Here is a 24209-nt window from a genome sequence, read left to right as displayed (position 1 = left end):
CCCTTCCGACGCACCGATCCCGGTGGGGACACGCCGCAAGGGCGTGTCCCCGAACTCAAACCCAGTCCGGCTCCGCCCCCACCAGCGCCTCCGCCCGCCGGGTCACCGCCGACAGCTGGGCCGCCCAGTCTTCGACCAGCGCGTCCGGATCATCCCCGCGTCCGGCCATCGTTGGCGCGCTCCAGACCATCGCCGCCTTGGCGAAGGGCAGGGGGATGACGGTGCGGTCCCACGAGCCCAGGCGGATGCAGGGCTTGGCGGCCAGGCCGACGAAGATCACCGGGGCGCCGGTCACCCGGGCCAGGGAGGGGGTGCCCTTCTCCATGCGCTCGGCCGGGCCGCGCGGGCCGTCGGGGGTGATGGCGATCCCGCCGCCGTCCTTGACCCACTTGATCATGTCGCGGAAGGCCTGCTCGCCATGCTTGTTCTTGGCCGGGTCGGTCTTCTTGGTCGACGAGCCGCGGATCGCCGGGAAGCCCAGCTTCTCGACGGTCTGGGCGATGAACTCGCCGTCGGCCGAGCGCGAGATCAGGGCCCGCATGTCCTGGCGGCCGGGATCCTGCGGCCAGGTCAGCGGCGACATCGGGATGCGCGCGTGCCAGAAGCACAGGATCGCCCCGACCCCGGTCTCGCGGCCCTGGGCCCAGACCGCCTCGGCGTGCTCCTGGCCCTCGCGGGTCAGGCGCAGGGTGCGGAACACCAGCCTGGAATAGCCGGCGAAGATCGACGAGACGATCTGGATCACCAGCGGCCAGCGCAGCGGCCTCATGCGCCGACCTCCGGGGAGGTCGCGGGCAGGTGGTCCAGGTCCTGGGCCTTGGCCAGGCGGGCGTAGAGGCCCTTGTGGCGCACCAGGGCCGCGTGGGTGCCGGTCTCGACCACCCGGCCGCGGTCGATCACATAGATGCGGTCGGCGTCCTTCACGGTCGACAGGCGGTGGGCGATGACGATGGTGGTGCGGCCGGCCATCAGCCGCTCCAGCGCCGCCTGGACCTGGGCCTCGCTCTCGGTGTCCAGCGCGCTGGTCGCCTCGTCCAGCAACAGGATCGGGGCGTCCTTCAGGAAGGCGCGGGCGATGGCGATGCGCTGGCGCTGGCCGCCCGACAGCCGCGCGCCGGCCTCGCCGACCAGGGTGTCGTAGCCCAGCGGCAGGTCCGAGATGAAGTCGTGGGCCGCCGCCTGGCGGGCCGCGGCCTCGATCTCGTCCTCGGCGGCGCCGGGCCGGGCGTAGGCGATGTTGGCGCGGATGGTGTCGTCGAACAGGAACGGCTCCTGGGTGACCAGGGCGATGCGGTCGCGCAGGGAGGCCAGGGTCACGCCGCGCACGTCGTGGCCGTCGATGGTCACCGCCCCCGCGGTGACGTCGTAGAAGCGCGGGATCAGGTTCAGCAGCGAACTCTTGCCGCCGCCGGACGGACCGACCAGGGCGACCGTCTCGCCGCGCCGGGCCTGGAGCGAGACCTCGTGCAGGGCCGGGGCGTTGTCGCCATAGGCGAAGCTGACGTTGTCGAAGACGATGGTCGCCTCACCGGGCGGCAGGACCTTGGCGTCGGCGGGATCGACGATGGCCGGCTCGACGTCCAGCTGCTGGAACAGCCGGCGGGCGGCGGTGAAGCCCTCGCTGAACACCGTCTGCAGGTTGGCGACCTGGCGCAGCGACTGCAGGGCCATGGCCAGCGCGCCCAGGAAGGCCGTAAACGCCCCGGCGGTCATGCCGCCCGTGCCCGCCCGCCAGCCGGCATAGGCGAAGACGCAGGCGGTCACCAGGGCGCCGAAGGTCTCGGTGGCCGGCGCGGCCATGGCCTTGGCGTTGGAGCCCTTGATCAGGTGGCGCTGGCGGCGATCGATCACCTCGGCCACGCGGCCTTCCTCATAGGCCTCGCGGTTCTCCATCTTGACGATCTTGACGCCGTCCAGGCTCTCCATGATCGCGGTCGACAGGTTCGAGGTCTCGCCCATGGCGCCCTTGGCGGCCTTGGTGGTCTTCTTCGAGAACCGCCGGATGAACAGGCTGGCGACGGGAGCGATGACCAGCACGCCGGCCGCCAGCATCCAGTCCAGCCGGAACATCACCACCAGCGCCCCGATCACGGTCAGGAATTCGCGGGTGTAGTTGACCAGGCCGCTGGTCGCCGCCTCGCGGATCAGGGTGGCGTCGTAGAGCATCGACGAGACGTACGAGCCCGAATGGGCGCCGCGCAGGCGGGCCAGGTCCGAGCGCACCAGCTTGCCGAACAGCCGCACCTGCATGTCGCCGACCACGCCGTTGCCGATGCGGTTGATCGAGGTCGTCTGCAGGACCTGGAACAGGCCGCGGGCGATGGCGATCGCGGCGATCAGCAGCGGAATGCGCACCAGGGCGCCGGGCTGGGGATGGGTGATCAGCTGATCGACGGCCGGCTTGAGGACCTCGACCAGGGCGGCGCTCAGCCCGGCGATGATCGCGGCGCTGAGCATCGCCAGCACCAACCGGTTGCGACGCGGCCGGAGATACTCGCGCCAGATCCGCGCGGCGAGGACGCGGTTGGGGGCTTGTGGCGCGGCGGGATCGGTCATGGCGGCACGGGTCGGACGTCGGGGCGGGGCTGTCAAGCTCAGCCATGGCCTGTCATTGCGGCGGGGGTGCGGCGCTGTGGCTTTTGCATTACAGGGCTGTGGCGCCTAATTAGGCCTCGTTCACGAAGGATCGCCCGCTTGCCCGGCTACGACACCACCACCCGCTGGGGACGCTTTCGCACCTACCTCTCGTACCTGTGGAACGACCACGCCTATCTGCGCCTGGGCTTCAAGAACGACCACTGGATCAGCCCCGAGCTGGTGCGCACCAACCAGCCCTGGCCGCACCAGCTGGCCGCCTGGAAGAAGCAGGGCATCAAGACCGTCATCAACCTGCGCGGCGGGTTCGACGGCAGCTTCTACGCCCTGGAGAAATACGCCTGCGACAAGCTGGGCCTGAAGATGGTCGACTTCGTGATCACCTCGCGCGAGGTCCCGATCAAGGAGCGGGTGCTGGGCGCGCGCGACCTGTTCGAGACCATCGAATACCCGGCCCTGATGCACTGCAAGTCGGGCGCGGACCGGGCGGGGATCATGAGCGTGCTCTACGCCCACTACCGCCTGGGCCTGCCGATCGAGGCGGCGATGGAGCAGCTGTCGTTCAAGTACCTGCATATCAAGCAGGGCAAGACCGGCGTGCTGGACTACACCTTCGAACGCTACCTGGCCGACGCCGCCCCCAAGGGCCTGACCTTCACCCAATGGGTGGAGAGCCCCGACTACGACCCCGTGAAGATCAAGGCCGACTTCCGGGCCGGGATGATCGGCGGGATCGTGACCGAGGGATTGCTGCGGCGGGAGTGATTTTCAGGTCCTCCCCCCGTGGGGAGGTGTCGGCGAAGCCGACGGTGGGGGGAGTGATGCGGCCTCGACCACCATCTGGATCGACGATCCAAAGACTCCCCCCACCGGCCTTCGGCCGCCTCCCCACAGGGGGAGGGTCTGGATCAATCCACGCTCGGATCCAGCAGCTTGTGGGCGTGGATGATGAAGTAGCGGGCGTGGGCGTTGTCGACCGTGGCCTGGGCCTTGGCCTTCCAGGCCTTGTGGGCGTCGGCGTAGCTGGCGTAGGCGCCGACGAACTCGACCTTCGACAGGTCGCGGAACTCGATATCGGAAACGTTCTTCAGTTCACCGCCGATCACGAGGTGAAGAAGCTGCTTGTCGCTCATGGCGTGGAAGTTCCTGCGCGGAAGTTATCGTTGCGGCAGGTCGATATGCCCGACGCGTGACAGGATCAACGGGTGAAGCGCGCGATTGGCGCAAACCACGCTCGGAAGCAGTGGATTTGCCCGGTTGTAGGCGAAGGCGGAGCCCCTGTGGTCGGTCAGGACGGCGCCGGCCTCGGCGCAGATCAGGTCGGCGGCCGCCAGGTCCCATTCGTTCTTGGGCGACAGGGCGACCGCCGCGTCGAAGGCCCCGGCGGCCACCAGGCACAGGCGGTAGGCGATCGAGTTGCGGCTCTCCACCCGCATCGGCGGCCACGGCTCGGCCCAGACCGGATGGGCGAACATCTTGGCGTCGCCCAGCATGGCGGCGTCCTCGAGGTCGTCGGTGTCGCTGGGGCTGACCGCCGTCCCGTTCAGGGTCGCGCCGCCGCCCGCGACGGCCGTGTAGGTCTCGTCCAGGGCCGGGGCGTGGACGACGCCGGCGACCGGACGACCGTTCTCGACCACGGCGATCGACACGGCGAACCAGGGCTTGCCCTTGATGAAGGCCACGGTGCCGTCGATCGGGTCGACGACGAACTGGCGCGGCGTGGCCAGGCGGGCCGGATCGTCGGCCGTCTCCTCCGACAACCAGCCATAGCCGGGCCGGGCCGCGCCCAGGCGGTCCTTCAGCAGGGCGTCGACGGCCAGATCCGCGTCGGTGACCGGCGAGCCGCCGTCCTTGGACCAGATCTTCAGGCCCTCGCCGCGAGCCGAGAGCGCCAGGGCCCCGGCCTCGCGCGCCGCCGTCAGGATCAGGTCCAGGTCGGTCATTTTCCGGCGATCGCCAGGGCGTCGACCAGCAGGGACGGGCTGTTGCTGGCCCCGCGGAGCTCCAGGTCCGAGCCGGGGACCAGGCGGGCGTAGATGTCGATCAGGTTGCCGGCCACGGTGATCTCGGTGACCGGGCCGGTCGAGACGCCGTTCTCGAACCAGAAGCCCGAGCAGCCCACCGACCAGTCGCCGGTGTTGCCGTTCAGCGAGGGGCCGAACATCGAGGTGACCAGCAGGCCCGTTCCGGCGTCGGCCATCAGGCCGGCCAGGTCGCGGTCGCCCGGCTGCAGGGTCAGGTTATGGGTCGAGACGCCGGACGGGCCGGCCAGGCCGCGCGAGGCGTGGCCGGTGCTTTCCAGGCCCAGCTGCTTGGCCGAACTGACGTTCATCAGCCAGGTGGTCAGCACCCCGTCGTCGATCAGGGCGCGGGCCTCGCAGGCCACGCCCTCGTCGTCGAACGGGGCCGAGCCCAGGCCGCGCGGGCGGAAGGGATCGTCGAGCAGGGTCACGCCCTTGGCGAAGATCTGCTGGCCCAGCCTGTCCTTCAGGAACGAGGTCCCGCGGGCGATCGACGGGCCCGAGATCGCGCCGATCAGCGGGCTGAGCAGCGACATGGCCAGGCGGTTCTCGAAGATCACCGGGGCGGTGGTGGAGTCCAGCTTGCGCGGGTTCAGCTTGGCGACGGCCAGCTCGCCGGCCTTGGCGCCGATGCTGTGGGGGCTGGGAAGGTCGGCGGCGTGGCGGGTCGAGCGGCCCTCGCCGCCGCGCTCCATGCCCGCGCCCTCGCCGGCGATGGCCGAGGCCGAGACGCCGAAGCCGCTGGCCTGGTGCAGGCCGGAAAAGCCTTCGCTCGTCACGAGCCGCCAGGTCGAGGCGCTCCACGACGACGAGCCGCCGTCGGAATTGGTCACGCCCTCCACGCCGCGGGCCGCGGCCTCGGCCTCGCGGGCCTGGGCCTCCAGTGTCTCGGCCGAGGGCTCGGTGGGGTCGTAGAGGTCCAGGTCGCGGAACGGGCCGCGGGCCAGGCGCTCGGCCGGGGCCAGGGCGGCGTAGGGGTCCTCCGGCGCCAGGCGGGCCATGGCCACGGCCCGGTCGATCAGCTTGGCGCGGCCCTCGGCCGAGATGTCCGAGCCGGACACCGTGGCGCTGCGCTGGCCGACGAACACCCTAAGGCCGACGTCGCGGGACTCCTCGCGCTCGACCTCCTCCAGTTCGCCCAGGCGGACGCTGACGGAGAGGGATTGGCGCTGCGCGAACACGGCTTCGGCGGCGTCGGCGCCCGCGGTTCGCGCGGCGGCGAGCACGTCATGCAACAGGTTTTCGTCCATGCGGTCTTATGGACGAGGGCGCGGGGCGGGGGCAAGCGCTCCGGCTTCGGAAGGGACCGTTCAGCCGATCGCGTAGAACAGCAGGGCCACCGCGCCGAAGATGTAGGCCACCCAGGTGCAGATCATGCCGATGGCGCGCGGGATCGAGGCGCCGCCGCTGTTGGACAGGCCCACGGCGTGGATCAGCCGGCCGGCGAACAGGACCAGACCCACCACGTGGATGGCCAGGGGCGGGGCGCCGACCAGGGCCAGGACGATGATCGCCGCCAGGCCGACGGGGACGTACTCGCTGGCGTTGCCGAAGGCGCGGATGGCCCGGGCCAGCTCCGGAATGCCCTCGTCGCCCAGGGCCACCTTGTGCTTCTGCCGCAGCCGCACGACCAGCAGCGACAGGGTCAGCAGCAGCAGGACGTGCAGTCCCACCCACAGGGCGGCGGCGTGTCCGGAAGCGAGGGTGTCCATCGGTCGTCACTCGCGAAACTCGAAGTCGAACTGGCCGGCATAAGGCCCCGCGTTCGACGGGGCTGGCAAGGCCGATCGTCGGGCAGGCGACTAAACCCCACCCTCCGCTCATCCCGGCGAACGCCGGGACCCAGATCCCATAGCGGTGTGGCGAGCTGGATAAGCTCAGCGCTCCTGGCGTCGGTCTCAGAGCCATTCCATCTGGGTCCCGGCGTTCGCCGGGATGAGCGGTTTTAAAGCTCCCGACCCACCGGATAGAGCCGGTAGCGGTCGTCGTAATAAGGCGTGCGCTGGTAGAACCAGGCCAGGCGGGCGTCGGGATCGGCGGCGAACTTCGGGTCGGCGGCCAGCCTGGCCTCGAACTGCGCCTTCAGCTTGGGATCGGCGGCCAGCATCTTCTCGGCCAGCGGGGCGATGGCGTAGCCCTCGATATATTCGACGCGCTGCAGCACCTCGGGGAACATGCCCCAGGCGAAGAAGCTCTCGTCGCTTTCCGGCTCCAGCAGCAGGGTCGCCAGTTCGCCCAGCGGCTGGTCGGTGGGGACGCGCACCGAGCCGGCCGGGAAGGTCACCGTGCGGGTCTCGTGGGTGACCGGGCCGGCGGCGATCTCGACATGGCCCTCGCTGGCGCGGGGCGCGAGCTTGGGGGCGGTGAAGCGGATCATGTCGACCGACACCGCCTTGGGCGCGGCCAGGGTCTCCATCGCCACGCCGTGGAGGCGCAGGCGCTCGATCACGTCGGGTTTGGCCGAGGAGATCCAATAGGCCTTGGGCGGGGTCAGTTTCAGCGACGGCTCGGCGGCGTACAGCGGCAGCGACCACGGCTGGGGATCGGGCTTGCCAAGCCAGCGGATCTCCTTGCGACCCGAGGCCGGGGAATCGTAGGTCTCGTGCTGCACGCCCAGGAAGCTCACCGTGCGCAGGGGCCTGTCGCCGCCGCCGCCGAAGCTGGTCCCGAAATTGGCCTCGACCACCGCCGGCCGCCGGGCGCGGTCGACGTCCTCGGCGGCCCGCAGGGCGGCGCCGTCCCTGGCCAGGACCTTCAGCGTCTCCTCCAGCAGGACATAGGTCCCAAGGACCCGCTGGCGGTAGGGCTTGAGGGAATGGTTCTCGACCAGCACCGTGGCGATCCGGGCCGCGTCGCCATAGCCGTTGGAATAGCGCAGCGAGGCCGGCGAAGCGCCCAGGCCCTTCTTGGGATCGCGGTCGTCCAGGGCGAAGACCAGTTGGCCGGGGATGTGTCCCGCCGCCTTCAGCCCGGCTTCGGTGGCTGGCAGGAAGGTGTTGTCCAGCCAGGCGCTGGTCGCCTTGGACCGCGCGAAGTCGCCCAGGTAGCCGGCCCAGCCATAGGTGATGTCGTACTGGTAGTCCTCGCCGTCGGTGACGTGGATGTCCATGTAGAGGTCGGGCCGGACCGTGTTGATCAGGCCGATCATCGCCCGCATCTCAGGCGCGTCGAGCTTGCCGTAGTCGCGGTTCAGGTTGAGGTTCTGGGCCGTGTGCCGCCAGCCCTGGACCGCCGGGCCGCGCTGGTTGGGGCGACTGTAGGGCGACGCGCGTTCATGGCCGTCGACGCTGAGGATCGGCACGAAGACCAGGTTCACGCCGTCCAGCAGCTTGTCCTTGCCGTGAAACGCGATGTCCCGAAGGAGCATCATGCCGGCGTCCTTGCCGTCGATCTCGCCGGGGTGGATGCCGGCCTGGGCCAACAGCACCGGCTTCCTGGGATCGAACTTGGCGCCGTCCTTCGAGACATAGACCACCAACAGGTCGCGGCCCTCCGGCGACTTGCCGAAGGTCTCCAGGCGGATCAGCGGCGAGGCGGCGTCCAGCTTTTCCAGCCAGGCGCGGGTCTCGGCGTAGTCGGGCGAGGCGGTCAGGCCGGTCAGTTCCGACGGCGTGATCCACGGGTCGGACGGCTTGGCGACCAGCTTTTCGCTGGCCCCATACCAGGCGAGCGGCGGGGGAAGGATGTCGGTATCCCAGGGGGCCTTGGTGGGGGTCTCAGCCATGGTCACGCTCGCCGTCATCGCGACGGCCAGGGCCGCCAGACACGTCTTCAACATCTCAGGCGCTCTCCGGCTCCCGGTCGGGGACGCGCCCTTGCGGCGTGTCCCCAAGTCGTGGCTGGGCTTCAAGGGACACGCCGCGAGGGCGCGTCCCTGGCCGAGGGCGTACTACCTCCGCGCCGCCAGGTCCATGAAGCGCTGCTGCAGGATCTTGTCGGTCTTGAACACGCCGCGGAACTGGGTGGTGATGGTCGAGACGTCGTGGTGGCGCACGCCGCGCGTCGACATGCACTGGTGCTCGGCGTCGATCAGCACGGCGACGCCGGCGGCGCTGAGGTGGTCCTCGATCGAGTCGGCGATCTGCATGGTCATGGTCTCCTGGGTCTGGAGACGCTTGGCGAAGATCTCGACCAGCCGCGCCAGCTTGGACAGGCCCACGACCTTGCCGGTCGGCATGTAGGCCACCCAGGCCTTGCCCAGGAACGGCGCCATGTGGTGCTCGCAGTGGCTCTGCACGTCGATGCCGCGCAGCATGACCATGTCGTCATAGCCCTGCACGTCCTCGAAGGTGCGCGACAGCTCGACGGCCGGGTCGCCGCCATAGCCGGCGAACCATTCGCCATAGGCGTCGACCACCCGCTGGGGCGTGTCGAGCAGGCCTTCGCGGTCGGGGTTGTCGCCGGCCCAGGCCAGCAGGGTCCGGACGGCGGCCATGGCCTCGTCTCGGGTGGGGCGCTGGGCGGGTTCAAGATCAAGACCGGTATCGCTGCCGAGGCCGATCAGGGTTCGCTCGCGGGTCAGGGCGTCCATGTGCGGGAAGGGTCTTTCCACGGGCTGAGTTGCGCCAGGACGCCTTTCGCCCTGGAATTACGCGTGCCACCCGTCGCGCGCCTTGAGCCATTTCAACCATGGTCGTGCGCGCGTGCTCTCGTTATATGGGGCCAATCCGTATCCCCGCAACACTCCCGCGACGTCAGGCCGCCCCGTTCCCATGACCATCAAGCTGTACGACACCATGGCGCGCGAGAAGCGCGACTTCGCCCCCGCCGATCCGAGCCGGGTGACGATGTATGTCTGCGGGCCGACGGTCTACAACCACGCCCATATCGGCAATTTCCGCCCCGTCGTGGTGTTCGACGTGCTGTTCCGCCTGCTGCGCCACGTCTATGGCGAGGATGCGGTGGTCTACGCCCGCAACGTCACCGACGTGGACGACAAGATCAACGCCAAGGCCACGGCCGAGGGCGTGGCGATCAAGGTGATCACCGAACGCTACCTGGCCGCCTACCACCAGGACGCCGACGCCCTGCTGGCCCTGCGCCCGACCCTGGAGCCCAAGGCCACCGAGCACATGGGCCCGATCGTCGAGATGATCGGCCAGCTGGTCGACAACGGCTCGGCCTACGCCGCCGAGGGCCACGTGCTGTTCGACACCCAGGCCTTCGCCGACTACGGCCAGCTGTCGGGCCGCGACCTGGACGACATGATCGCCGGGGCCCGGGTCGAGGTCGCGCCGTACAAGCGCCATCCGGCCGACTTCGTGCTGTGGAAGCCGTCCAAGGAGAACGAGCCCGAGTGGGACAGCCCCTGGGGCGCGGGCCGGCCGGGCTGGCACATCGAGTGCTCGGCCATGATCGACAAGGCGCTGGGCCGGACCATCGACATCCACGGCGGCGGCATCGACCTGACCTTCCCGCACCACGAGAACGAGCTGGCCCAGAGCCGCTGCGCCCACGACCAGCCGGTCCTGGCCAACTACTGGCTGCACAACGGCTTCCTCGACATGTCGGGGGAGAAGATGTCGAAAAGCCTGGGCAACGTGATCATTCCGCACGAGCTGCTGAAGACCACGCCGGGCGAGGTGATCCGCTGGGCGCTGCTGTCGGGTCACTACCGCCAGCCGCTGGACTGGACGCCGGAGCTGGTCGAGCAGAGCAAGAAGGCGCTGGACCGCCTGTACGGCGCCCTGCGCCGCGCCAAGACCGTCGAAGCCGGCGAGTCCGAGCCGTCGGACGAGGTGCTGGCCGCCCTGTCGGACGATCTCAACACGCCGTTGGCCGTGTCGGGCTTCTTCGAGCTGTCCAGCGCCATCGAGCGGGCGGTGACGGCGGGCGACGAGCCGGCGATCGCGGCCAACAAGGGACGGCTGCTGGCTTCGGCCGGCGTGCTGGGCTTCCTGCAGGCCGACCCGGACGCCTGGTTCGAGGGCGACGCCGACGACGACCTGAAGGCCAAGGTCGAGGACCTGCTCAAGCGCCGGGTCGAGGCCCGGACCGCCAAGGACTGGACCGCCGCCGACGCCATCCGCGCCGAGCTGGACGGTCTGGGCGTGGTGGTCATGGACGGCCCGGCCGGCGCGACCTGGCGGATGAAGGACTAGGCGCTTTGGGACTGGCGCCGAACTAAATTACATCCATAATCCGCTCATCCCGGCGAAGGCCGGGACCCAGATCCTCGAGCGAGGGCGGATGACTGGATGGGCGCGGCGCTCCTGGCGTCCGCCGCACAGCCATTCCATCTGGGTCCCGGCGTTCGCCGGGATGAGCGGGGTTTTGAAAGCTGCTGGACGGACACCCATGCAACGCGCCGTAGAATACCGCACCGGGGTGCTGGCCCCCGCCGAGATCGTCTGGGAAGTGATCTCCGACTTCGCCGCCTGGAAGGACTGGAACCCGGTCCACCCGCGCATGGAGGGCGAGATGCGCATCGGCACGCCGCTGCGCTTCGACCTGGTGGTCGGCGACGCGCCGGCCCAGCCCGCCGAGGCCGTGGTCCAGGACTGGGTGCCCTATGAGCAACTGCATTGGCGCACCAAGCGGCTGAAGGGCTTCGTGACCGCGATCCGTTACCTGGAGATCGAGAAGATGAGCGACATCGGCTCCACCTTCTCGAACGGCGAGCTGTTCATGGGCCCGCTGGTCCGCTTCGTCAGCCGCGACGAACGCCGTCGCCTGAGGGCCGCCTTCACCCGGATGGGCGAGGCGGTGAAGGCCCGTGCCGAGCACCTCTGGTCGCAGCGCCAGAACACCCCCACATAAGCGGCATGATCGACGACCTCTATTCGGCCCGCATCCTGGGCCTGGTGGCCAACATGCCCCGGGCCGGACGGCTGGCCGCCCCCGACGCCAGCGCCGAGAAGACCGCCAAGCTGTGCGGCAGCCGGATCGTCGTCGACGTGACGGTGCGGGACGGCAAGGTCGCCGACTTCGCCCAGGACGTGGCCGCCTGCGCCCTGGGCCAGGCTTCGGCCGCCATCCTCGGCGCCCAGGTGGTCGGGGCCGACCTTTCCGAGATCGAGTTGGCCCGCGACGCCTTGCGCGCTATGCTGAAGTCAGGCGGCCCGCCTCCCGAGGGTCGATTTGCGGAGCTCGCCGTGCTGGAGCCGGTCAAGGACTATCCCGCCCGTCATGCCTCGACGCTTTTGGCGTTCGAGGCCACGGTCGAGGCTGTCCGTATGGCCACAGGCGACACCCAAACCCGAACTAGCCGCGCCGGCGCCGCTTGATCGCGACTTTTCGCTAGTCGATAAGGTCCCGACTCCGTTCGCGAAAGCGCCGGCATGACACTCTACGAACGCACCGTCGACCTGGGCCTGCGGGCCTACAAGACGACGCTCTCGCCCTTCATCGGGCGTCAGTGCCGCTATCTGCCGACCTGCTCGGAATACGCGGCCCAGGCGCTCAAGGATCACGGACCCCTGAAGGGGTCCTGGCTCGCGGTGGGACGGATCTGCCGATGCAATCCGTTCGGCGGCTCGGGATATGACCCGCCGCCTCCGCCCCGCGGGCCGCGTAAGTGGAAATGTGAAGAATGATCGACCTGATTTTCCCCGACGGCTCGGCCCGCCAGTACCCTGACGGGGCAAGCGGCCGCGACGTGGCCGCCTCGATCTCCAAGTCGCTGGAGAAGAAGGCCCTGCTGATCAAGCTGGACGGCCAGCTGCTGGACCTGGACCGTCCGCTGACGCCCGACCTGCTGGGCGGCGGCGGCAAGTTCGAGATCATCACCCGCGAGGCTCCCGAGGCGCTCGATACCATCCGCCACGATACGGCCCACGTGCTGGCCGAGGCCGTGCAGGAGCTGTTCCCCGGCACGCAGGTGACGATCGGCCCGAACGTCGAGGACGGCTTCTACTACGACTTCGCGCGCGACGAGCCGTTCAGCCTGGACGACCTGGCCGTGATCGAAAAGCGCATGCGCGAGATCGTCGACCGCGACGAGAAGATCACGCGCGAGGAGGTCGACCGCGACGCCGCCATCGCCGACTTCGAAGCGATGGGCGAGGCCTACAAGGCCCAGATCATCCGCGACCTGCCGGCCAGCGACACGATCACGGTCTATCACCAGGGCAAGTGGAAGGACCTGTGCCGCGGTCCGCACCTGCCGTCGACCAAGCACGTGGGCAAGGCCTTCAAGCTGACCAAGCTGGCCGGCGCCTACTGGCGCGGCGACCAGAACAACGCCCAGCTGCAGCGGATCTACGGCACGGCGTGGGCCAGCGAGGCCGACCTGGAAGCCTATCTGACGCGCATCGAGGAAGCCGAGAAGCGCGATCACCGCAAGCTGGGCAAGTCCCTGGGCCTTTTCCACATGCAGGAAGAAGGCCGGGGCATGGTCTTCTGGCACCCCAAGGGCTGGAAGCTGTGGCAGACGCTGGAGGCCTACATGCGCCGCCAGCTGGATCGCGCCGGCTATATCGAGGTCAAGACGCCTCAGGTCCTGGACAAGGCCTTCTGGGAGAAGTCGGGCCACTGGGACAAGTATCGCGCCAACATGTTCGTCTGCGAGACGGTGGAAGGCGAGATCCTGTCCCTCAAGCCCATGAACTGCCCCGGTCACGTGCAGATCTGGAACGTGGGTCAGCGGTCCTATCGCGAGCTGCCCATGCGCATGGCCGAGTTCGGGTCCTGCCATCGCTACGAACCGTCCGGCGCCCTGCACGGCCTGATGCGGGTGCGCGCCTTCACCCAGGACGACGCCCACATCTTCTGCCGCGAGGACCAGATCGTCGAGGAGACCGAGCGCTTCATCCGCCTGACGCGGATGATCCACGGCGACCTGGGCATGACGACCAAGTACATCGCCCTGGCCACGCGCCCGGAGCTGCGCGCCGGCTCCGACGAGTTCTGGGACAAGGCCGAAGGCATGCTGGCCGAGGCCGCGCGGCTGGCGGGCGTCGAGCCGGTGATCGCCGAGGGCGACGGCGCCTTCTACGCGCCGAAGCTGGACTTCATCGTCCAGGACGCCATCGGCCGCGAGTGGACCTGCGGCACGCTGCAGCTGGACTATGTCCTGCCCGAGCGGCTGGGCGCCGAATATATCGGCGAGGACGGCGCCAAGCACCGGCCCGTGATGCTGCACCGGGCGATCCTGGGTTCGTTCGAGCGCTTCATCGGCATCCTGCTGGAGAACTACGCCGGCGCCCTGCCGCTGTGGCTGGCGCCGGTGCAGGTCGTGGTGGCCACGATCACGTCGGACGCCGACGACTACGCCCAGCGCGTGGCCGATCGGTTGACTTCGCTGGGCATTCGCGCAGAGGTCGATTTCAGGAATGAAAAGATCAACTACAAGATTCGCGAGCACAGCCTCGCGAAAGTGCCGGTGATCGCGGTGGTCGGGCGTAAGGAAGCCGAGAACGGAGAGGTCGCCCTGCGTCGGCTGGGCGGCGAAGGGCAGAAGGTTCTGTCGCTGGAGGACGCCGGGCGCGTCCTGACCGAGGAAGCGACCCCGCCGGACCTGGCCCGTAATCGCGCCGCGTCGCGGCCCGAGGCGTAAGTGCAGGCCTGATGAATAGTATTCTTCCCTCGCATTCGACCTTCGTCACGGGCGCGCGGCCGGTCCGGCCGCGCGTCTCCGTGGTCATGGTGGTCTACCAGACGGGAGAAGCCCTGATCAAAAGCATCGAGCACGTGCTGGCCGAGCCCCTGGTCGACGAGTTCGTGATCATCGACAACGGCTCGCCGCCCGAGGAGGCCGAACGCCTGCGCGCCCTGGGCCGCACCGAGGCCCGGGTCGTCCTGCAGCAGGGGCACGGCAACGTCGGCTTCGCGCGGGGGGCCAACATGGGGGCCGAGACCGCGCGCGGCGAATACATCGTCTTTCTCAATCCCGACGCCAACCTGCAGCAGGACTGTGTCGAAGCCCTGGTCTCGGCCTTCGAGGACCAGCCGGTCCCCACCGTGGTCGGGGCCCGGGTGATGAACACCGACGGCAGCGAGCAGCGCGGCGGGCGTCGGGGCGAGGTCACGCCGGTCACCACCCTGCTCAGCTTCGGCCACCTGACGTCGGTGTTCAAGAGCCTGGCCAAGTTCGAGATTCACCGCGAGGCCGAGACGCTGCCCGAGGCGCCCGTGCCGATGCCGACCATCTCCGGCGCCTGCTTCGCCCTGCGCCGCGAGGACTTCGAACTGCTGGGCGGCTTCGACGAAGGCTACTTCCTGCACGTCGAGGACATCGACCTGTGCTGGCGGGCGCGCCAGGCCGGCGGCCAGGTGCTGTTCCAGCCGACCGCCCAGGTGATCCACCTGGGCCACACCAGCCAGGAGCACCCGCTGAAGGTCGAGTTCCACAAGGGCGTGGGCCTGTCGCGCTACTTCATCAAGCGGGCCGATACGATCCAGCGCTACGTGATCGCCGTCCTGCTGGCCCCGGCCATCCTGCTGATGAGCGTCTCGCGGCCGCTGATCTGGAAGGTCACCGGACGGCCGATTTAACCGACTCGATTACAGGTACGGAGACTGCAACTGGCGGTCACTCAGGATGGTAATCCATGTACCCCGTGCGATCGAAAACCGCGACGCCGCCGGATCGACCGTTGAGAGTCATCGTCTTTTCGGCCTGATATTCGATTCGAGGATGGTCCAGGATGACGGCTTCCGCCTCCCGGAGATCTTTGAGATCCTGGTCCGCACATGGCCCCATCGCTGGAGCAGGCTCGTGAACTTCTGTCACACGGCCATCGGCGTAGTTTGCGACCAGTCCACACGCTGCGGCCACGCGAAAATAGCTGGGCCAAAGCGTGAGCTCTACCTTATCCGTCGCCGCCGCCCGTCCGTTCACACTGACCAGAGTGCCATAGAACACCGGGTCAGGATCCTGGCTCGTCTTTTCGGATCGATCGCAACTCGCCACCGACAGACCGCACAGCAGAAGGCTTGCGCCGATCAAAGCGCACTTCATGGATAGGCTTGGCCTGCCCTTCACGCCGGAAACCCGCCCGCCCGGGCCAGGGACGACGCCGGAGCGCTCTTGCCCAGCCGTTCGCTGATCTGGCGACCGATGGCGATCAGGGCCGACAGGTCGTAGCCGGTCTCGAACCCCGCCCGTTCCAGCATGTAGACTAGGTCCTCGGTGCCGATGTTGCCGGTGGCGTTCGGGGCGAACGGGCAGCCGCCCAGGCCGCCGACCGAGGCGTCCAGCACGTCGATCCCGGCCTCGACGCTGGCATAGGCGTTGGCCAGGCCGGTGTTGCGGGTGTCGTGGAAGTGCATCCGCAGGCGGACGTCCGGGGCGGCCGCGCGCACGGCCTCGATCCGCCGGCGGACGGTCCACGGGTCGGCGACCCCGATGGTGTCGGCGATGGCGATCTCGGCCACGCCCATCGACGCGGCGTCGCGGGCGATGGCCACGACCTGGTCTTGCGAGACCTCGCCGTCGAACGGGCAGCCGAAGGCCACCGAGATCGTGGCGGTGATCGGCGGGCCGCCCTCCACCGCCTGGCGCTCGACGATGGCGGCCAGGGCGTCGACCTGCTGGGCGGCGGTGGCGCCCTGGTTGGCCAGGCCGAAGCCGTCGGTGGTGCAGACAACCACGTTGGCCTCATCACAGCCGGCGGCTGCGCAGCGGTCCCAGCCGCGCATGTTCAGCACCAGGCCGATCCGCGAATGCTCCAGGTCGGGCGTCAGGGCGGCCTGGATCTCCTCGGCCCCGGCCATCTGCGGCACGCGGTTGGGGTTGACGAACGAGACGGTCTCGATGCGGCGGGCGCCCGCCGCCTCCAGCCGGCGGATCAGATCCAGCTTCTCGTCGACCGGCAGGGACAGTTTCTCGTTCTGCAGCCCATCGCGCGGGCCGACCTCGACGATCTGGATGAAGCGGCTCATGGGCGGGCCTCCGCTTGGGTTTCGGCCGTTTGTTCGCCGGTCTCGCCGTCCGCCTCGCCGTCCGCCTCGTCGTCGGCCCGCACTGGCGCGCCGCGATAGAGCGTCAAGCGCTCCTTGTCGCCGTCGGAATAGTCGAAGCCGTCGACCACCCCGGCCGGCCGGGCGGCTTGGCCCAGGGCGGCGAGGGCGGCGCGGAAGGCTTTCTCCTGGCGGCCCTCGACCACGGCGGGACGGCCCTGGGCGACGGCCCTGGCCGCGCCGACCGGATCGGTCAGCTCGGTGGTGGTGCCCAGCAGGAAGATCATGCTGGGCTCGGAATAGCCGGTGACCGCCACGGGGCCCGGCGCTCCGCCCCGGGGCGCCAGGTCGGCCCGCTCCAGCGCCTTTTCCAGGCGCGGCGACAGCAGCAGCGGCTCCAGCCGCGGGACCAGCAGCCCGACCAGGGCGGCGTGGGCGGCGATCCCCAGCGCCCCGGCCGTGACCAGGGCGATGGCCGCGGTCCCGCGCATCAGCAGCACGGCGCCGACCACGCCCGAGGCCAGGAACAGCAGGGCGGTCAGGATCGTGGCGGGCCAGTCGCCCGGATCGCCGTATTCGACCTGCAGGTAGATCGCGCCGGCCGCGAAGACCAGGCCGGCCAGGGCCGAGAGAACCGCGCCGACCAAGCGCGAGATCCGGCCGAGCGGCGCGCGCAAGGCCGCGGCCATCAGCATGGCCAGGGCCGGCAGGGCGGGCAGGGTGTAGTGGGCCAGCTTGGTCGGCAGAATCTCGAACACCAGCCAGGTGGGGACCAGCCAGCAGAGGGCGAAGCGCACCCCCGCCTCCCTGCGCCCGGTCCAGCCCAGGGTCACGCCCGACGGCAGCAGCAGGGTGGCCGGGAACACCAGCAGGAATGCGCCCAGGGCGTAGGCGCCGAACGGCGCGCCGTGGCTTTCCTGGCCGCCGGCCAGCTTGGGGGCCAGGTCGCTGCCCACGGCGGTCGACCAGAAGGTCCCGTCGGTGGCGACGGTGATCATCATCGCCCAAGGCAGGACAATGGCCGCCGCCAGGGTCAGGCCCCAGCCCCAGCCCAGGTCCTTGAGCCACGGGGCCTTGCGGTCCCAGATCCACAGCGCCGCCACGCTGAGCGCCACGACCATCAGCCCGACCGGCCCCTTGATCAGCACGCCCATGGCCAAGCCGACCCAGAAGGCCAGCTTGGTCCAGCGGTTGAAGCCCGTGCCGGTCGGCTGGCCGGCCAGGTGGGCTGCGTAGATCCGCGCCACGGCGGCCATGGCCAGGGTCGTGAAGCCGCACAGGGCCGCGTCGGTCTTGGCGATGAAGGCCTCGGTCGACAGCAGGATCGTCGCGCCCAGCATGCCGCCGGCCAGCAGGCCGGTCTTGGGGCCCAGCAGGGCCGACGCCCCCCAGGCGCAGGCCGCGGCGGCCAGCATGGCCCCCAGCAGCGAGGGGATGCGATAGGCCCAGACGCCCCGGTCCTCGACGGCCGAGAAGGCGGTGACGCTGGCCGCCTGCAGCCAGTGGATGCCGACCGGCTTCTTGAAGCGCGGCTGGTCTTGGAACTTGATGACCACCAGGTCGTCGGTTTCCAGCATCTGGGCGGTGGCCTGGGCGAAGCGCGATTCGTCGCGGTCCAGCGGCGGCATGGCGAACAGGCCGGGCAGGCCGGCGATCAGGGCCACCAGGGCGGCGAACAGCGGGCCGCGCCAGCCGCGGCTCCAGTCATCCAGGCGAGATTCAAGCGTCATCATGGTGGAATAGCACGATCCTTCTTTTAGGCTATTTTTGCGCTATGAGAGGGCGATGAACGCCTCCGCTTCCGTCTCCGCCGGCCCTGGGCCCGACTATTCCGTCGTCGTGCCCGTTTTCGACGAGGGCGGGGCGGCCCCCGCCCTGGCGCGCGAGATCGCCGCCGCCTTCGCCGGCGAGAACCACGAGATCATCTTCATCGACGACGCCAGTCGCGACGACACCAAGGCCCTGCTGGTGGCGCTGAAGGCCGAGATCCCGCAGTTGCGGGTGCTGAGCCACCGCAAGAACTCGGGCCAGAGCCGCGCCGTGCGCAGCGGCGTGCTGGCCGCCCGTGCGCCGATCGTCATCACCCTGGACGGCGACGGCCAGAACGACCCGGCCGACGCGCCGCGCCTGGCCCGGGCCCTGAAGGCGGCTCCGCCCGAACTGGCCCTGGTGGGCGGCGAGCGGGTCAAGCGCCAGGACAGCTCGGCCAAGCGCTTCGCTTCCAAGTTCGGCAACGGGGTGCGCAAGCGCCTGCTGAAGGACACCGCCAACGACACCGGCTGCGGCCTCAAGGCCTTCCGCCGCGAGGCCTTCCTGCGCCTGCCCTATTTCGATCACATCCACCGCTACATCCCCGCCCTGATGCTGCGCGAGGGCTATCAGGTGGAATTCCAGCCAGTGAACCACCGCCATCGCGAGAGCGGGGTGTCGAAATACACCAATTTCGGCCGCCTCAAGGCCTCGGTGTCCGACCTGCTGGGCGTGATGTGGCTGCAGACCCGGGCCCGCAACCCGCAGGGCGTGGACGAGGCGTGAGGGCGTGCGTCCTTCGAGGCGCGCTCAGGAGCGCGCACCTCAGGATGAGGATCTCTCTGCACTGAATTCCTCATCCTGAGGCGCCCGCGCAGCGGGCCTCGAAGGACGCAGGGCCGCGCCGCCCACCTTGCGAACGGCGCCGCCTTCCGGGAATCTGTGAAACCCGTTAAGCCTGAACCTCTTGGTCGGCCGTCGGGGGAGAGCCAGAACATGTTCGCCGCGTTTCCGCTGCTGGCCCTGCCGGTGCTGGTCTACAACCTGATCGTCCTGACCTTCGCCGGCGGTTTCGCCGCCAACGCCGCGCAGTATCGCCTGGGCGAGCAGCTGTTCACCATCCACATGACCTCGGGGGGCGACTGGGCCGTCAGCCTGGGCGACCTGCTGATCGCCGCCGCGCTGGTGGTCCTGTTCGTCGAGCTGCTGAAATCGACGACCAGCCGCAAGATCGCGATCATCAACCACTCGCTGTCCATGGTGCTGTTCATCGGCTGCCTGGTCGAGTTCCTGCTGTTCCCGGCCTTCGGGACCTCGGTGTTCTTCCTGCTGACGACCATGGTGCTGCTGGACGTGCTGGCCGGCTTCATCGTCACCATCGTCTCGGCCCGTCGCGACATGGACTTCAGCGACGCGCGCCACTAGCCCGGGCGGGGACACGCCCTTGCGGCGTGTCTCCAATTCAAGCGCCGCGTCCGCCGACGGGGACACGCCGCAAGGGCATGTCCCCGAGCGAAAATCGACAAGACCTTGTGGCCAAGCCTCGGCATGCTGACATCTGGGCCAGCGTTTATCGAGGATCACGATCATGGCGTCCAAACCCGACATTTGGCTGGCGGCCGGTCTTCGCACGCCGTTCGCCAAGGCCGACGGGCCGCTGAAGGCCCATGACGCCATCGCCCTGTCCGTGCCGGTGGTGCAAGCCATGCTGGCGCAGGGAGGGCGTCCGGACTTCGCGGTCTGGGGCACGGTGATCCCCAACCTGACCTGGAGCAACATCGCCCGCGAGGTGCTGCTGGACGCCGGGGCCGACCCGACCATCCCAGCCTTTTCGACGATCATGGCCTGCTCGACCAGCATGGTCGGGGTGATCGAGGCCGCCGGCATGATCGACGGGCGCGGCCGCGACCTGGCCCTGGTCGGCGGGGTCGAGAGCATGAGCAAGGTTCAGGTGGGGGCCAGCATCGCCTTCTCCGACTGGCTCAAGGGCTTCCAGGCGGCCAGGACGCCCGGTCAGAAGCTGGCCCATCTGGCCAGGCTGAAGCCGTCGGACCTGAAGCTGTGGATCCCCAAGGTGGCCAACCGCACCACGGGGCTGTCGATGGGCGAGCACACCGAGATCACCGCCAAGGCTTGGAAACTGTCGCGGGCCGACCAGGACCAGATCGCCTTCGAGAGCCACCAGCACGCGGTCGCCGCCTGGGAGGCCGGCTTCTTCGACGACCTGGTGATCCCGGTCGGCGATCTCAAGCGCGATGCGATCCCGCGCAAGGACTCCACGCTGGAGAAGCTGGCCAAGCTCTCGCCCGCCTTCGACAAGACCAGCGGCCAGGGCACGCTGACGGCCGGCAATTCCTCGCCCCTGACCGACGGGGCGGCGGCGATCTGGGTGGCGTCCGAGACGGGCCTCGCCCGGCTGCCGGCGGCCACGCCGCGCGTGAAGATCGTCGACTACGAGGTCACCTCGATCGACCTGCGCCATGAGGGCCTGCTGATGGCCCCGGCCTATGGCGTGCCGCGCCTGCTGGCCCGCAACGGGCTCAACTACGCCGACGTCGGTCTGTGGGAGATCCACGAGGCCTTCGCCGCCCAAGTGCTGTCGCATATCGCCGCCTGGGAGGACGAGGCCTTCCGCCGGACCAAGGCGGGAGTCGAGGCCGACCTGGGCCGGTTCCCGCGCGAACGGATGAACCCTACCGGGGGCAGCCTGGCGCTCGGCCACCCGTTCGGCGCGACCGGCGCGCGGATCCTGTCCCAGGCGGTCAAGGAACTGGCCAGCCGGCCCAAGGGCGAGAAGGCGATCGTCAGCATCTGCGCCGACGGCGGCCAGGGGACGATGATGCTGCTGGAAAGCGCTTAGGGTCGGGGACACGCCCTCGCGGCGTGTCCCCATCAGCCGCACCGCGAAACTTGGGGACACGCCGCAAGGGCATGTCCCCGGCGCTGCTAGGTCAACGCCGTGAAGATCAGGGTCACGACGGCGATGTCGAAGAAGCGAGTCACGGCGGTCAGCAGCATGAATGGGTCTCGAGGTCTGGATCCGCCTCGCGCCAAGCAAGACTGGCGCCAAGGCCGCCTCCTGCGTTAGCCTTCGCCCATGGCGTTGTTCTTCGACCAGCTCTGGTACGACGCGCGGCTGGCCGAGCGCGGGCTGTCGCGGACGGTCCTGGCCGCGGTGGCCGGCATGACGGGTGAAGAACTGGCCCTGGCCTACAAGGACCAGCGCGAGCTGACGGCCGCCCAGATCGCCGCCTTCGCCGAGCTTTTGGGCGTTCCGCTGGCCGAGGCCGCGCGGCGGGCCGGAGTCGGCGTCCATGCGGCGGCCCCGCCGGCCGAGGTCCCACCGCTGGAGCGGCGGGTGGCGGTGCTGGAGGCGCGGGTGGCGGCGCTGGAGGCGGAGATCGCCCGCCTGAAGGGCTAGACCTCGGTCTTCTTGATCAGGCCGGCCTTGGGACGGCGGTCGGCCGGGCCGGAATATTCCGTACCGAGGTAGGTCGAACGCGCCGCGTCGAGCACTTCCTGCCCACCGCGCAGGCCGCGCTTCTGGCCGCTCTGGCCCATCAGGTGGGCGGCGAAGGTGGCGAAGGCGCCTCGACGGGGCGGTGGGGGTGGGGCGGCCGGCTGCTCGTCGCGCACGAAGGTCACGTCCTCCTCGCCGTCCGTTTCGGGACGGTCGGCGTCGCGGGGCGCGGGCAGCGCCCGGCGGGCGGCCTGGGCGCGCCGGATGGGATCGATCGGGCCGTTCATGGTGAAGAGTTGTGGCCGACGACGGTTAAGGACGGGTCAGCCGGCATGGTTAAGGGATCGTGGCGAACGCGGTGCGTCCTTCGAGGCTCGGCTGCGCCTCGCACCTCAGGATGAGGGATTCGGAGCAACAAAGGTCCTCATCCTGAGGCGCCGCGAAGCGGCCTCGAAGGACGCACGGCGCTACGGCTTGGTCGCCAGCTTCTCGATCTGCTGCTGCATGGCTTCCAGCTGGCGCTTGAGGTCGGCCAGCGAGTCCTCGCTGGGCGCGGGCGGTGGGGCGGCGGCCGGGGGCGGCGGCTCGACGGGAGCGGCGGGAGCATCCTCGGGCCGGGCGTAGGCGAACGGCGAGAACATCTTCATGGCTCGGTCGAACAGCGCCATGTTCTGGCGGATCTGCTCTTCATAGACCCCCATGCCCGGCATGCCCTTGGTCCCGCCCACGCCGGGCGTCAGGCCCGCGAACTGGGTGCGCATGCGCTCCTGCTGCTTGGTGAAGCTCTCCAGAGACATCTCCAGATAGCTGGGCAGGAAGGCCTGCATCGAGTTGCCGTAGAAGCCGATCAGCTGGCGCAGGAACTGGATCGGCAGCAGGTTCTGGCCGCCGCCGCGGTTTTCTTCCTCGAAGATGATCTGGGTCAGCACCGAGCGGGTGATGTCGTCGTTGGTCTTGGCGTCGTAGACCACGAAATCGACCCCCTCCTTCACCATGTCCGACAGGTGCTCGAGGGTGACGTACGAAGACGACGCGGTGTTGTAGAGGCGGCGGTTGGCGTACTTCTTGATGACGACCTTTTGGCCGGCCGCCTTTTCTCCAGCCTTGGCCGAGGGCGTTTCGCCGTTTTCGGTGTTCTCGGACATTTCGTTCCCTAGGACAGCGTTATTCCGCCTTTTCGCATCGCACTATCGCGAATGCAAAGGCATGGCGCCAGTCCCGGCGGCGCTTGGATCCCGCAACAAGCCGTGAAAATGTGCGCGTGACGAACCCTGCACCTTTGTGCAAGGTGATGTTGCACTGCAAAATCAAGGGCGCCGCGTCCGCGAGGAACGCCCTGAGACACGTCACGGGAGCTACTTCGCCATGAGCGACATCGTCATCGTTTCCGCCGCCCGCACCCCGGTCGGATCCTTCCTCGGCGCCCTGTCCAGCCTGCCGGCCCACGAACTGGGCAAGGTGGCCATCCAGGCCGCCGTCGAGCGCGCCGGCATCGCGCCGGCCGACGTCGACGAGGTGATCCTGGGCCAGGTGCTGCAGGCCGGCGCCGGCCAGGGCCCGGCCCGCCAGGCCTCGGTCAACGCCGGCGTCCCGGTCGAGAGCCCGGCCTGGAGCCTGAACCAGCTGTGCGGCTCGGGCCTGCGGGCGGTGGCCCTGGGGGCGCAGCAGATCGCCGCCGGCGACGCCAACATCGTGGTGGTGGGCGGCCAGGAAAGCATGAGCCAGGCCCCGCACGCCCAGAGCCTGCGCAACGGCCAGAAGATGGGCGACCTGGGCTTTGTCGACACCATGATCAAGGACGGCCTGTGGGACGCCTTCCACGGCTACCACATGGGCCAGACCGCCGAGAACATCGCCGCCCGGTGGCAGATCACCCGCGAGGCCCAGGACAGGTTCGCCGTAGCCAGCCAGAACAAGGCCGAGGCCGCCCAGAAGGCCGGCAGGTTCGACGCCGAGATCGCGCCGGTGACCATCAAGGGCCGCAAGGGCGACACCATCGTCGACAAGGACGAGTTCATCCGCCACGGCGTCACCTATGACGGCATTTCGGGCCTCAAGCCCGCCTTCACCAAGGACGGCACGGTCACCGCCGCCAACGCCTCGGGCCTGAACGACGGCGCGGCCGCCCTGGTGCTGATGAGCGCCGACGAGGCCAAGAAGCGCGGCCTGACCCCGCTGGCCCGGATCGCTTCGTGGGCCAATGCCGGCGTCGAGCCCGAGATCATGGGCACCGGCCCGATCCCGGCCTCGAAGAAGGCCCTGGAAAAGGCCGGCTGGAAGGTTTCGGACCTGGACCTGATCGAGAGCAACGAGGCCTTCGCCGCCCAGTCGCTCTGCGTGGTCAGCGAGCTGGGCCTCGATCCGGCCAAGGTCAACGTCAACGGCGGCGCCATCGCCATCGGCCACCCGATCGGCGCCTCGGGCGCGCGCATCCTGACCACCCTGGTCCACGAAATGAAGCGCTCCGGCGCCCAGAAGGGTCTAGCGACGTTGTGCATCGGCGGCGGCATGGGCGTGGCCCTGTGCGTCGAGGCGGTCTGACG

Annotated in this window: 25 protein-coding genes; 12 read left to right on the top strand and 13 right to left on the bottom strand. The window is 69.3% G+C overall.

Annotation, left to right across the window (positions count from 1 at the left end; all coding sequences use genetic code 11):
- Positions 1–55: 55 nt before the first annotated feature.
- Positions 56–769: a lysophospholipid acyltransferase family protein gene (locus G3M57_RS23415; protein WP_163233257.1), complete on the bottom strand. Its 714-nt coding sequence runs from the start codon at positions 767–769 to the stop codon at positions 56–58.
- Positions 766–2556 carry an ABC transporter ATP-binding protein gene (locus tag G3M57_RS23410; RefSeq protein ID WP_163233256.1) on the bottom strand — a complete coding sequence of 597 codons (1791 nt, stop codon included), beginning with the start codon at positions 2554–2556 and terminating at the stop codon, positions 766–768. The genes G3M57_RS23415 and G3M57_RS23410 overlap by 4 nt, the downstream gene beginning before the upstream one ends.
- 138 nt (positions 2557–2694) lie before the next feature.
- Between G3M57_RS23410 and G3M57_RS23405 the strand changes: the two genes are divergently transcribed.
- A complete protein-coding gene (locus G3M57_RS23405) occupies positions 2695–3360 on the top strand; it encodes a protein tyrosine phosphatase family protein (protein WP_163233255.1) in 666 nt (221 codons plus the stop codon).
- A gap of 143 nt (positions 3361–3503) precedes the next feature.
- On the opposite strand, the gene G3M57_RS23400 is transcribed toward G3M57_RS23405, so the two are convergent.
- From G3M57_RS23400 to folE, 6 genes are all read right to left on the bottom strand, one after another.
- Positions 3504–3728 carry a DUF4170 domain-containing protein gene (locus G3M57_RS23400; RefSeq protein ID WP_056754571.1) on the bottom strand — a complete coding sequence of 75 codons (225 nt, stop codon included), beginning with the start codon at positions 3726–3728 and terminating at the stop codon, positions 3504–3506.
- A 24-nt stretch (positions 3729–3752) separates the two neighbouring features.
- Positions 3753–4538, bottom strand: a complete 786-nt coding sequence (locus G3M57_RS23395; protein WP_163233254.1) for a 3'(2'),5'-bisphosphate nucleotidase CysQ — start codon at positions 4536–4538, stop codon at positions 3753–3755.
- Positions 4535–5866 carry a TldD/PmbA family protein gene (locus G3M57_RS23390; RefSeq protein WP_056754565.1) on the bottom strand — a complete coding sequence of 444 codons (1332 nt, stop codon included), beginning with the start codon at positions 5864–5866 and terminating at the stop codon, positions 4535–4537. Before G3M57_RS23390 ends, G3M57_RS23395 begins: the two co-directional genes overlap by 4 nt.
- A 60-nt stretch (positions 5867–5926) precedes the next feature.
- The gene (locus G3M57_RS23385) at positions 5927–6328 is read right to left on the bottom strand and encodes an MAPEG family protein (protein WP_056754562.1); all 402 of its coding nucleotides are present in this window, start codon (positions 6326–6328) and stop codon (positions 5927–5929) included.
- A gap of 233 nt (positions 6329–6561) precedes the next feature.
- On the bottom strand, positions 6562–8394 hold the full coding sequence (locus G3M57_RS23380; protein WP_163233253.1) for a M14 family metallopeptidase: 1833 nt from the start codon (positions 8392–8394) through the stop codon (positions 6562–6564).
- Positions 8395–8505: 111 nt separating this feature from the next.
- Positions 8506–9147 (bottom strand): GTP cyclohydrolase I FolE, encoded by a 642-nt coding sequence (folE, locus tag G3M57_RS23375; protein WP_056754555.1) that lies wholly within the window; start codon positions 9145–9147, stop codon positions 8506–8508.
- Between the two features lie 181 nt (positions 9148–9328).
- Between folE and cysS the strand changes: the two genes are divergently transcribed.
- From cysS to G3M57_RS23345, 6 genes are all read left to right on the top strand, one after another.
- A complete protein-coding gene (cysS, locus tag G3M57_RS23370) occupies positions 9329–10717 on the top strand; it encodes a cysteine--tRNA ligase (RefSeq protein ID WP_163233252.1) in 1389 nt (462 codons plus the stop codon).
- A 196-nt stretch (positions 10718–10913) separates the two neighbouring features.
- Complete coding sequence (locus G3M57_RS23365; protein WP_163233251.1) at positions 10914–11375, top strand: SRPBCC domain-containing protein; 462 nt, start codon at positions 10914–10916, stop codon at positions 11373–11375.
- Between the two features lie 5 nt (positions 11376–11380).
- Positions 11381–11842 (top strand): iron-sulfur cluster assembly scaffold protein, encoded by a 462-nt coding sequence (locus G3M57_RS23360; protein WP_163233250.1) that lies wholly within the window; start codon positions 11381–11383, stop codon positions 11840–11842.
- A 54-nt stretch (positions 11843–11896) separates the two neighbouring features.
- Positions 11897–12151 (top strand): membrane protein insertion efficiency factor YidD, encoded by a 255-nt coding sequence (gene yidD / locus G3M57_RS23355; RefSeq protein WP_056754542.1) that lies wholly within the window; start codon positions 11897–11899, stop codon positions 12149–12151.
- Entirely contained in the window at positions 12148–14112 is a 1965-nt protein-coding gene (thrS, locus tag G3M57_RS23350) for a threonine--tRNA ligase (RefSeq protein WP_163233249.1), read from the top strand. Before yidD ends, thrS begins: the two co-directional genes overlap by 4 nt.
- A gap of 11 nt (positions 14113–14123) precedes the next feature.
- The gene (locus tag G3M57_RS23345; protein ID WP_163233248.1) at positions 14124–15050 is read left to right on the top strand and encodes a glycosyltransferase family 2 protein; all 927 of its coding nucleotides are present in this window, start codon (positions 14124–14126) and stop codon (positions 15048–15050) included.
- Between the two features lie 37 nt (positions 15051–15087).
- On the opposite strand, the gene G3M57_RS23340 is transcribed toward G3M57_RS23345, so the two are convergent.
- Genes G3M57_RS23340 through G3M57_RS23330 form a run of 3 tightly spaced genes read right to left on the bottom strand, consistent with a single transcriptional unit; the run spans position 15088 to position 18187 of the window.
- On the bottom strand, positions 15088–15516 hold the full coding sequence (locus G3M57_RS23340; RefSeq protein ID WP_163233247.1) for a hypothetical protein: 429 nt from the start codon (positions 15514–15516) through the stop codon (positions 15088–15090).
- 20 nt (positions 15517–15536) lie between these two features.
- The gene (locus tag G3M57_RS23335) at positions 15537–16439 is read right to left on the bottom strand and encodes a hydroxymethylglutaryl-CoA lyase (protein ID WP_163233246.1); all 903 of its coding nucleotides are present in this window, start codon (positions 16437–16439) and stop codon (positions 15537–15539) included.
- Entirely contained in the window at positions 16436–18187 is a 1752-nt protein-coding gene (locus tag G3M57_RS23330; protein WP_163233840.1) for an ArnT family glycosyltransferase, read from the bottom strand. Before G3M57_RS23330 ends, G3M57_RS23335 begins: the two co-directional genes overlap by 4 nt.
- A gap of 55 nt (positions 18188–18242) precedes the next feature.
- On the opposite strand from G3M57_RS23330, the gene G3M57_RS23325 reads away from it, so the two are divergent.
- The 4 genes from G3M57_RS23325 (at position 18243) to G3M57_RS23310 (ending at position 21627) form a co-directional block, all read left to right on the top strand.
- Positions 18243–18992 (top strand): glycosyltransferase family 2 protein, encoded by a 750-nt coding sequence (locus G3M57_RS23325; RefSeq protein WP_163233245.1) that lies wholly within the window; start codon positions 18243–18245, stop codon positions 18990–18992.
- 210 nt (positions 18993–19202) lie between these two features.
- Positions 19203–19631, top strand: a complete 429-nt coding sequence (locus G3M57_RS23320) for a hypothetical protein (RefSeq protein ID WP_057185556.1) — start codon at positions 19203–19205, stop codon at positions 19629–19631.
- A 163-nt stretch (positions 19632–19794) separates the two neighbouring features.
- Complete coding sequence (locus G3M57_RS23315) at positions 19795–21066, top strand: acetyl-CoA C-acyltransferase (RefSeq protein ID WP_163233244.1); 1272 nt, start codon at positions 19795–19797, stop codon at positions 21064–21066.
- A 237-nt stretch (positions 21067–21303) separates the two neighbouring features.
- Entirely contained in the window at positions 21304–21627 is a 324-nt protein-coding gene (locus tag G3M57_RS23310; RefSeq protein ID WP_163233243.1) for a DNA-binding protein, read from the top strand.
- On the opposite strand, the gene G3M57_RS23305 is transcribed toward G3M57_RS23310, so the two are convergent.
- Complete coding sequence (locus G3M57_RS23305) at positions 21624–21953, bottom strand: hypothetical protein (RefSeq protein WP_163233242.1); 330 nt, start codon at positions 21951–21953, stop codon at positions 21624–21626. The two genes, G3M57_RS23310 and G3M57_RS23305, sit on opposite strands and share 4 nt — an antisense overlap.
- Positions 21954–22133: 180 nt before the next feature.
- Positions 22134–22811: a polyhydroxyalkanoate synthesis repressor PhaR gene (gene phaR, locus G3M57_RS23300; RefSeq protein ID WP_056754514.1), complete on the bottom strand. Its 678-nt coding sequence runs from the start codon at positions 22809–22811 to the stop codon at positions 22134–22136.
- 220 nt (positions 22812–23031) lie between these two features.
- Between phaR and G3M57_RS23295 the strand changes: the two genes are divergently transcribed.
- Positions 23032–24207, top strand: a complete 1176-nt coding sequence (locus tag G3M57_RS23295; protein ID WP_163233241.1) for an acetyl-CoA C-acetyltransferase — start codon at positions 23032–23034, stop codon at positions 24205–24207.
- Positions 24208–24209 lie beyond the last annotated feature (2 nt).

The organism is Caulobacter rhizosphaerae, from assembly GCF_010977555.1.
GTDB lineage: Bacteria > Pseudomonadota > Alphaproteobacteria > Caulobacterales > Caulobacteraceae > Caulobacter > Caulobacter rhizosphaerae.
The sequence above is the reverse complement of the archived record's forward strand: the minus strand, read 5'-3'. Positions and strand labels throughout refer to the sequence as shown.

Excerpts from the sequence above, each read along its gene's own strand:
- G3M57_RS23310 (WP_163233243.1), top strand. The coding sequence starts at position 21,304 with ATGGCGTTGTTCTTCGACCAGCTCTGGTACGACGCGCGGCTGGCCGAG.
- G3M57_RS23325 (WP_163233245.1), top strand. The coding sequence starts at position 18,243 with ATGAACGCCTCCGCTTCCGTCTCCGCCGGCCCTGGGCCCGACTATTCC.
- cysS (WP_163233252.1), top strand. The coding sequence starts at position 9,329 with ATGACCATCAAGCTGTACGACACCATGGCGCGCGAGAAGCGCGACTTC.
- G3M57_RS23305 (WP_163233242.1), bottom strand. The coding sequence starts at position 21,953 with ATGAACGGCCCGATCGATCCCATCCGGCGCGCCCAGGCCGCCCGCCGG.
- thrS (WP_163233249.1), top strand. The coding sequence starts at position 12,148 with ATGATCGACCTGATTTTCCCCGACGGCTCGGCCCGCCAGTACCCTGAC.
- G3M57_RS23295 (WP_163233241.1), top strand. The coding sequence starts at position 23,032 with ATGAGCGACATCGTCATCGTTTCCGCCGCCCGCACCCCGGTCGGATCC.
- G3M57_RS23320 (WP_057185556.1), top strand. The coding sequence starts at position 19,203 with ATGTTCGCCGCGTTTCCGCTGCTGGCCCTGCCGGTGCTGGTCTACAAC.
- G3M57_RS23335 (WP_163233246.1), bottom strand. The coding sequence starts at position 16,439 with ATGAGCCGCTTCATCCAGATCGTCGAGGTCGGCCCGCGCGATGGGCTG.
- G3M57_RS23385 (WP_056754562.1), bottom strand. The coding sequence starts at position 6,328 with ATGGACACCCTCGCTTCCGGACACGCCGCCGCCCTGTGGGTGGGACTG.
- G3M57_RS23345 (WP_163233248.1), top strand. The coding sequence starts at position 14,124 with ATGAATAGTATTCTTCCCTCGCATTCGACCTTCGTCACGGGCGCGCGG.
- G3M57_RS23390 (WP_056754565.1), bottom strand. The coding sequence starts at position 5,866 with ATGGACGAAAACCTGTTGCATGACGTGCTCGCCGCCGCGCGAACCGCG.
- G3M57_RS23415 (WP_163233257.1), bottom strand. The coding sequence starts at position 769 with ATGAGGCCGCTGCGCTGGCCGCTGGTGATCCAGATCGTCTCGTCGATC.
- folE (WP_056754555.1), bottom strand. The coding sequence starts at position 9,147 with ATGGACGCCCTGACCCGCGAGCGAACCCTGATCGGCCTCGGCAGCGAT.
- G3M57_RS23365 (WP_163233251.1), top strand. The coding sequence starts at position 10,914 with ATGCAACGCGCCGTAGAATACCGCACCGGGGTGCTGGCCCCCGCCGAG.
- G3M57_RS23400 (WP_056754571.1), bottom strand. The coding sequence starts at position 3,728 with ATGAGCGACAAGCAGCTTCTTCACCTCGTGATCGGCGGTGAACTGAAG.
- G3M57_RS23395 (WP_163233254.1), bottom strand. The coding sequence starts at position 4,538 with ATGACCGACCTGGACCTGATCCTGACGGCGGCGCGCGAGGCCGGGGCC.
- G3M57_RS23360 (WP_163233250.1), top strand. The coding sequence starts at position 11,381 with ATGATCGACGACCTCTATTCGGCCCGCATCCTGGGCCTGGTGGCCAAC.
- yidD (WP_056754542.1), top strand. The coding sequence starts at position 11,897 with ATGACACTCTACGAACGCACCGTCGACCTGGGCCTGCGGGCCTACAAG.
- G3M57_RS23410 (WP_163233256.1), bottom strand. The coding sequence starts at position 2,556 with ATGACCGATCCCGCCGCGCCACAAGCCCCCAACCGCGTCCTCGCCGCG.
- G3M57_RS23380 (WP_163233253.1), bottom strand. The coding sequence starts at position 8,394 with ATGTTGAAGACGTGTCTGGCGGCCCTGGCCGTCGCGATGACGGCGAGC.
- G3M57_RS23330 (WP_163233840.1), bottom strand. The coding sequence starts at position 18,187 with ATGACGCTTGAATCTCGCCTGGATGACTGGAGCCGCGGCTGGCGCGGC.
- phaR (WP_056754514.1), bottom strand. The coding sequence starts at position 22,811 with ATGTCCGAGAACACCGAAAACGGCGAAACGCCCTCGGCCAAGGCTGGA.
- G3M57_RS23315 (WP_163233244.1), top strand. The coding sequence starts at position 19,795 with ATGGCGTCCAAACCCGACATTTGGCTGGCGGCCGGTCTTCGCACGCCG.
- G3M57_RS23340 (WP_163233247.1), bottom strand. The coding sequence starts at position 15,516 with ATGAAGTGCGCTTTGATCGGCGCAAGCCTTCTGCTGTGCGGTCTGTCG.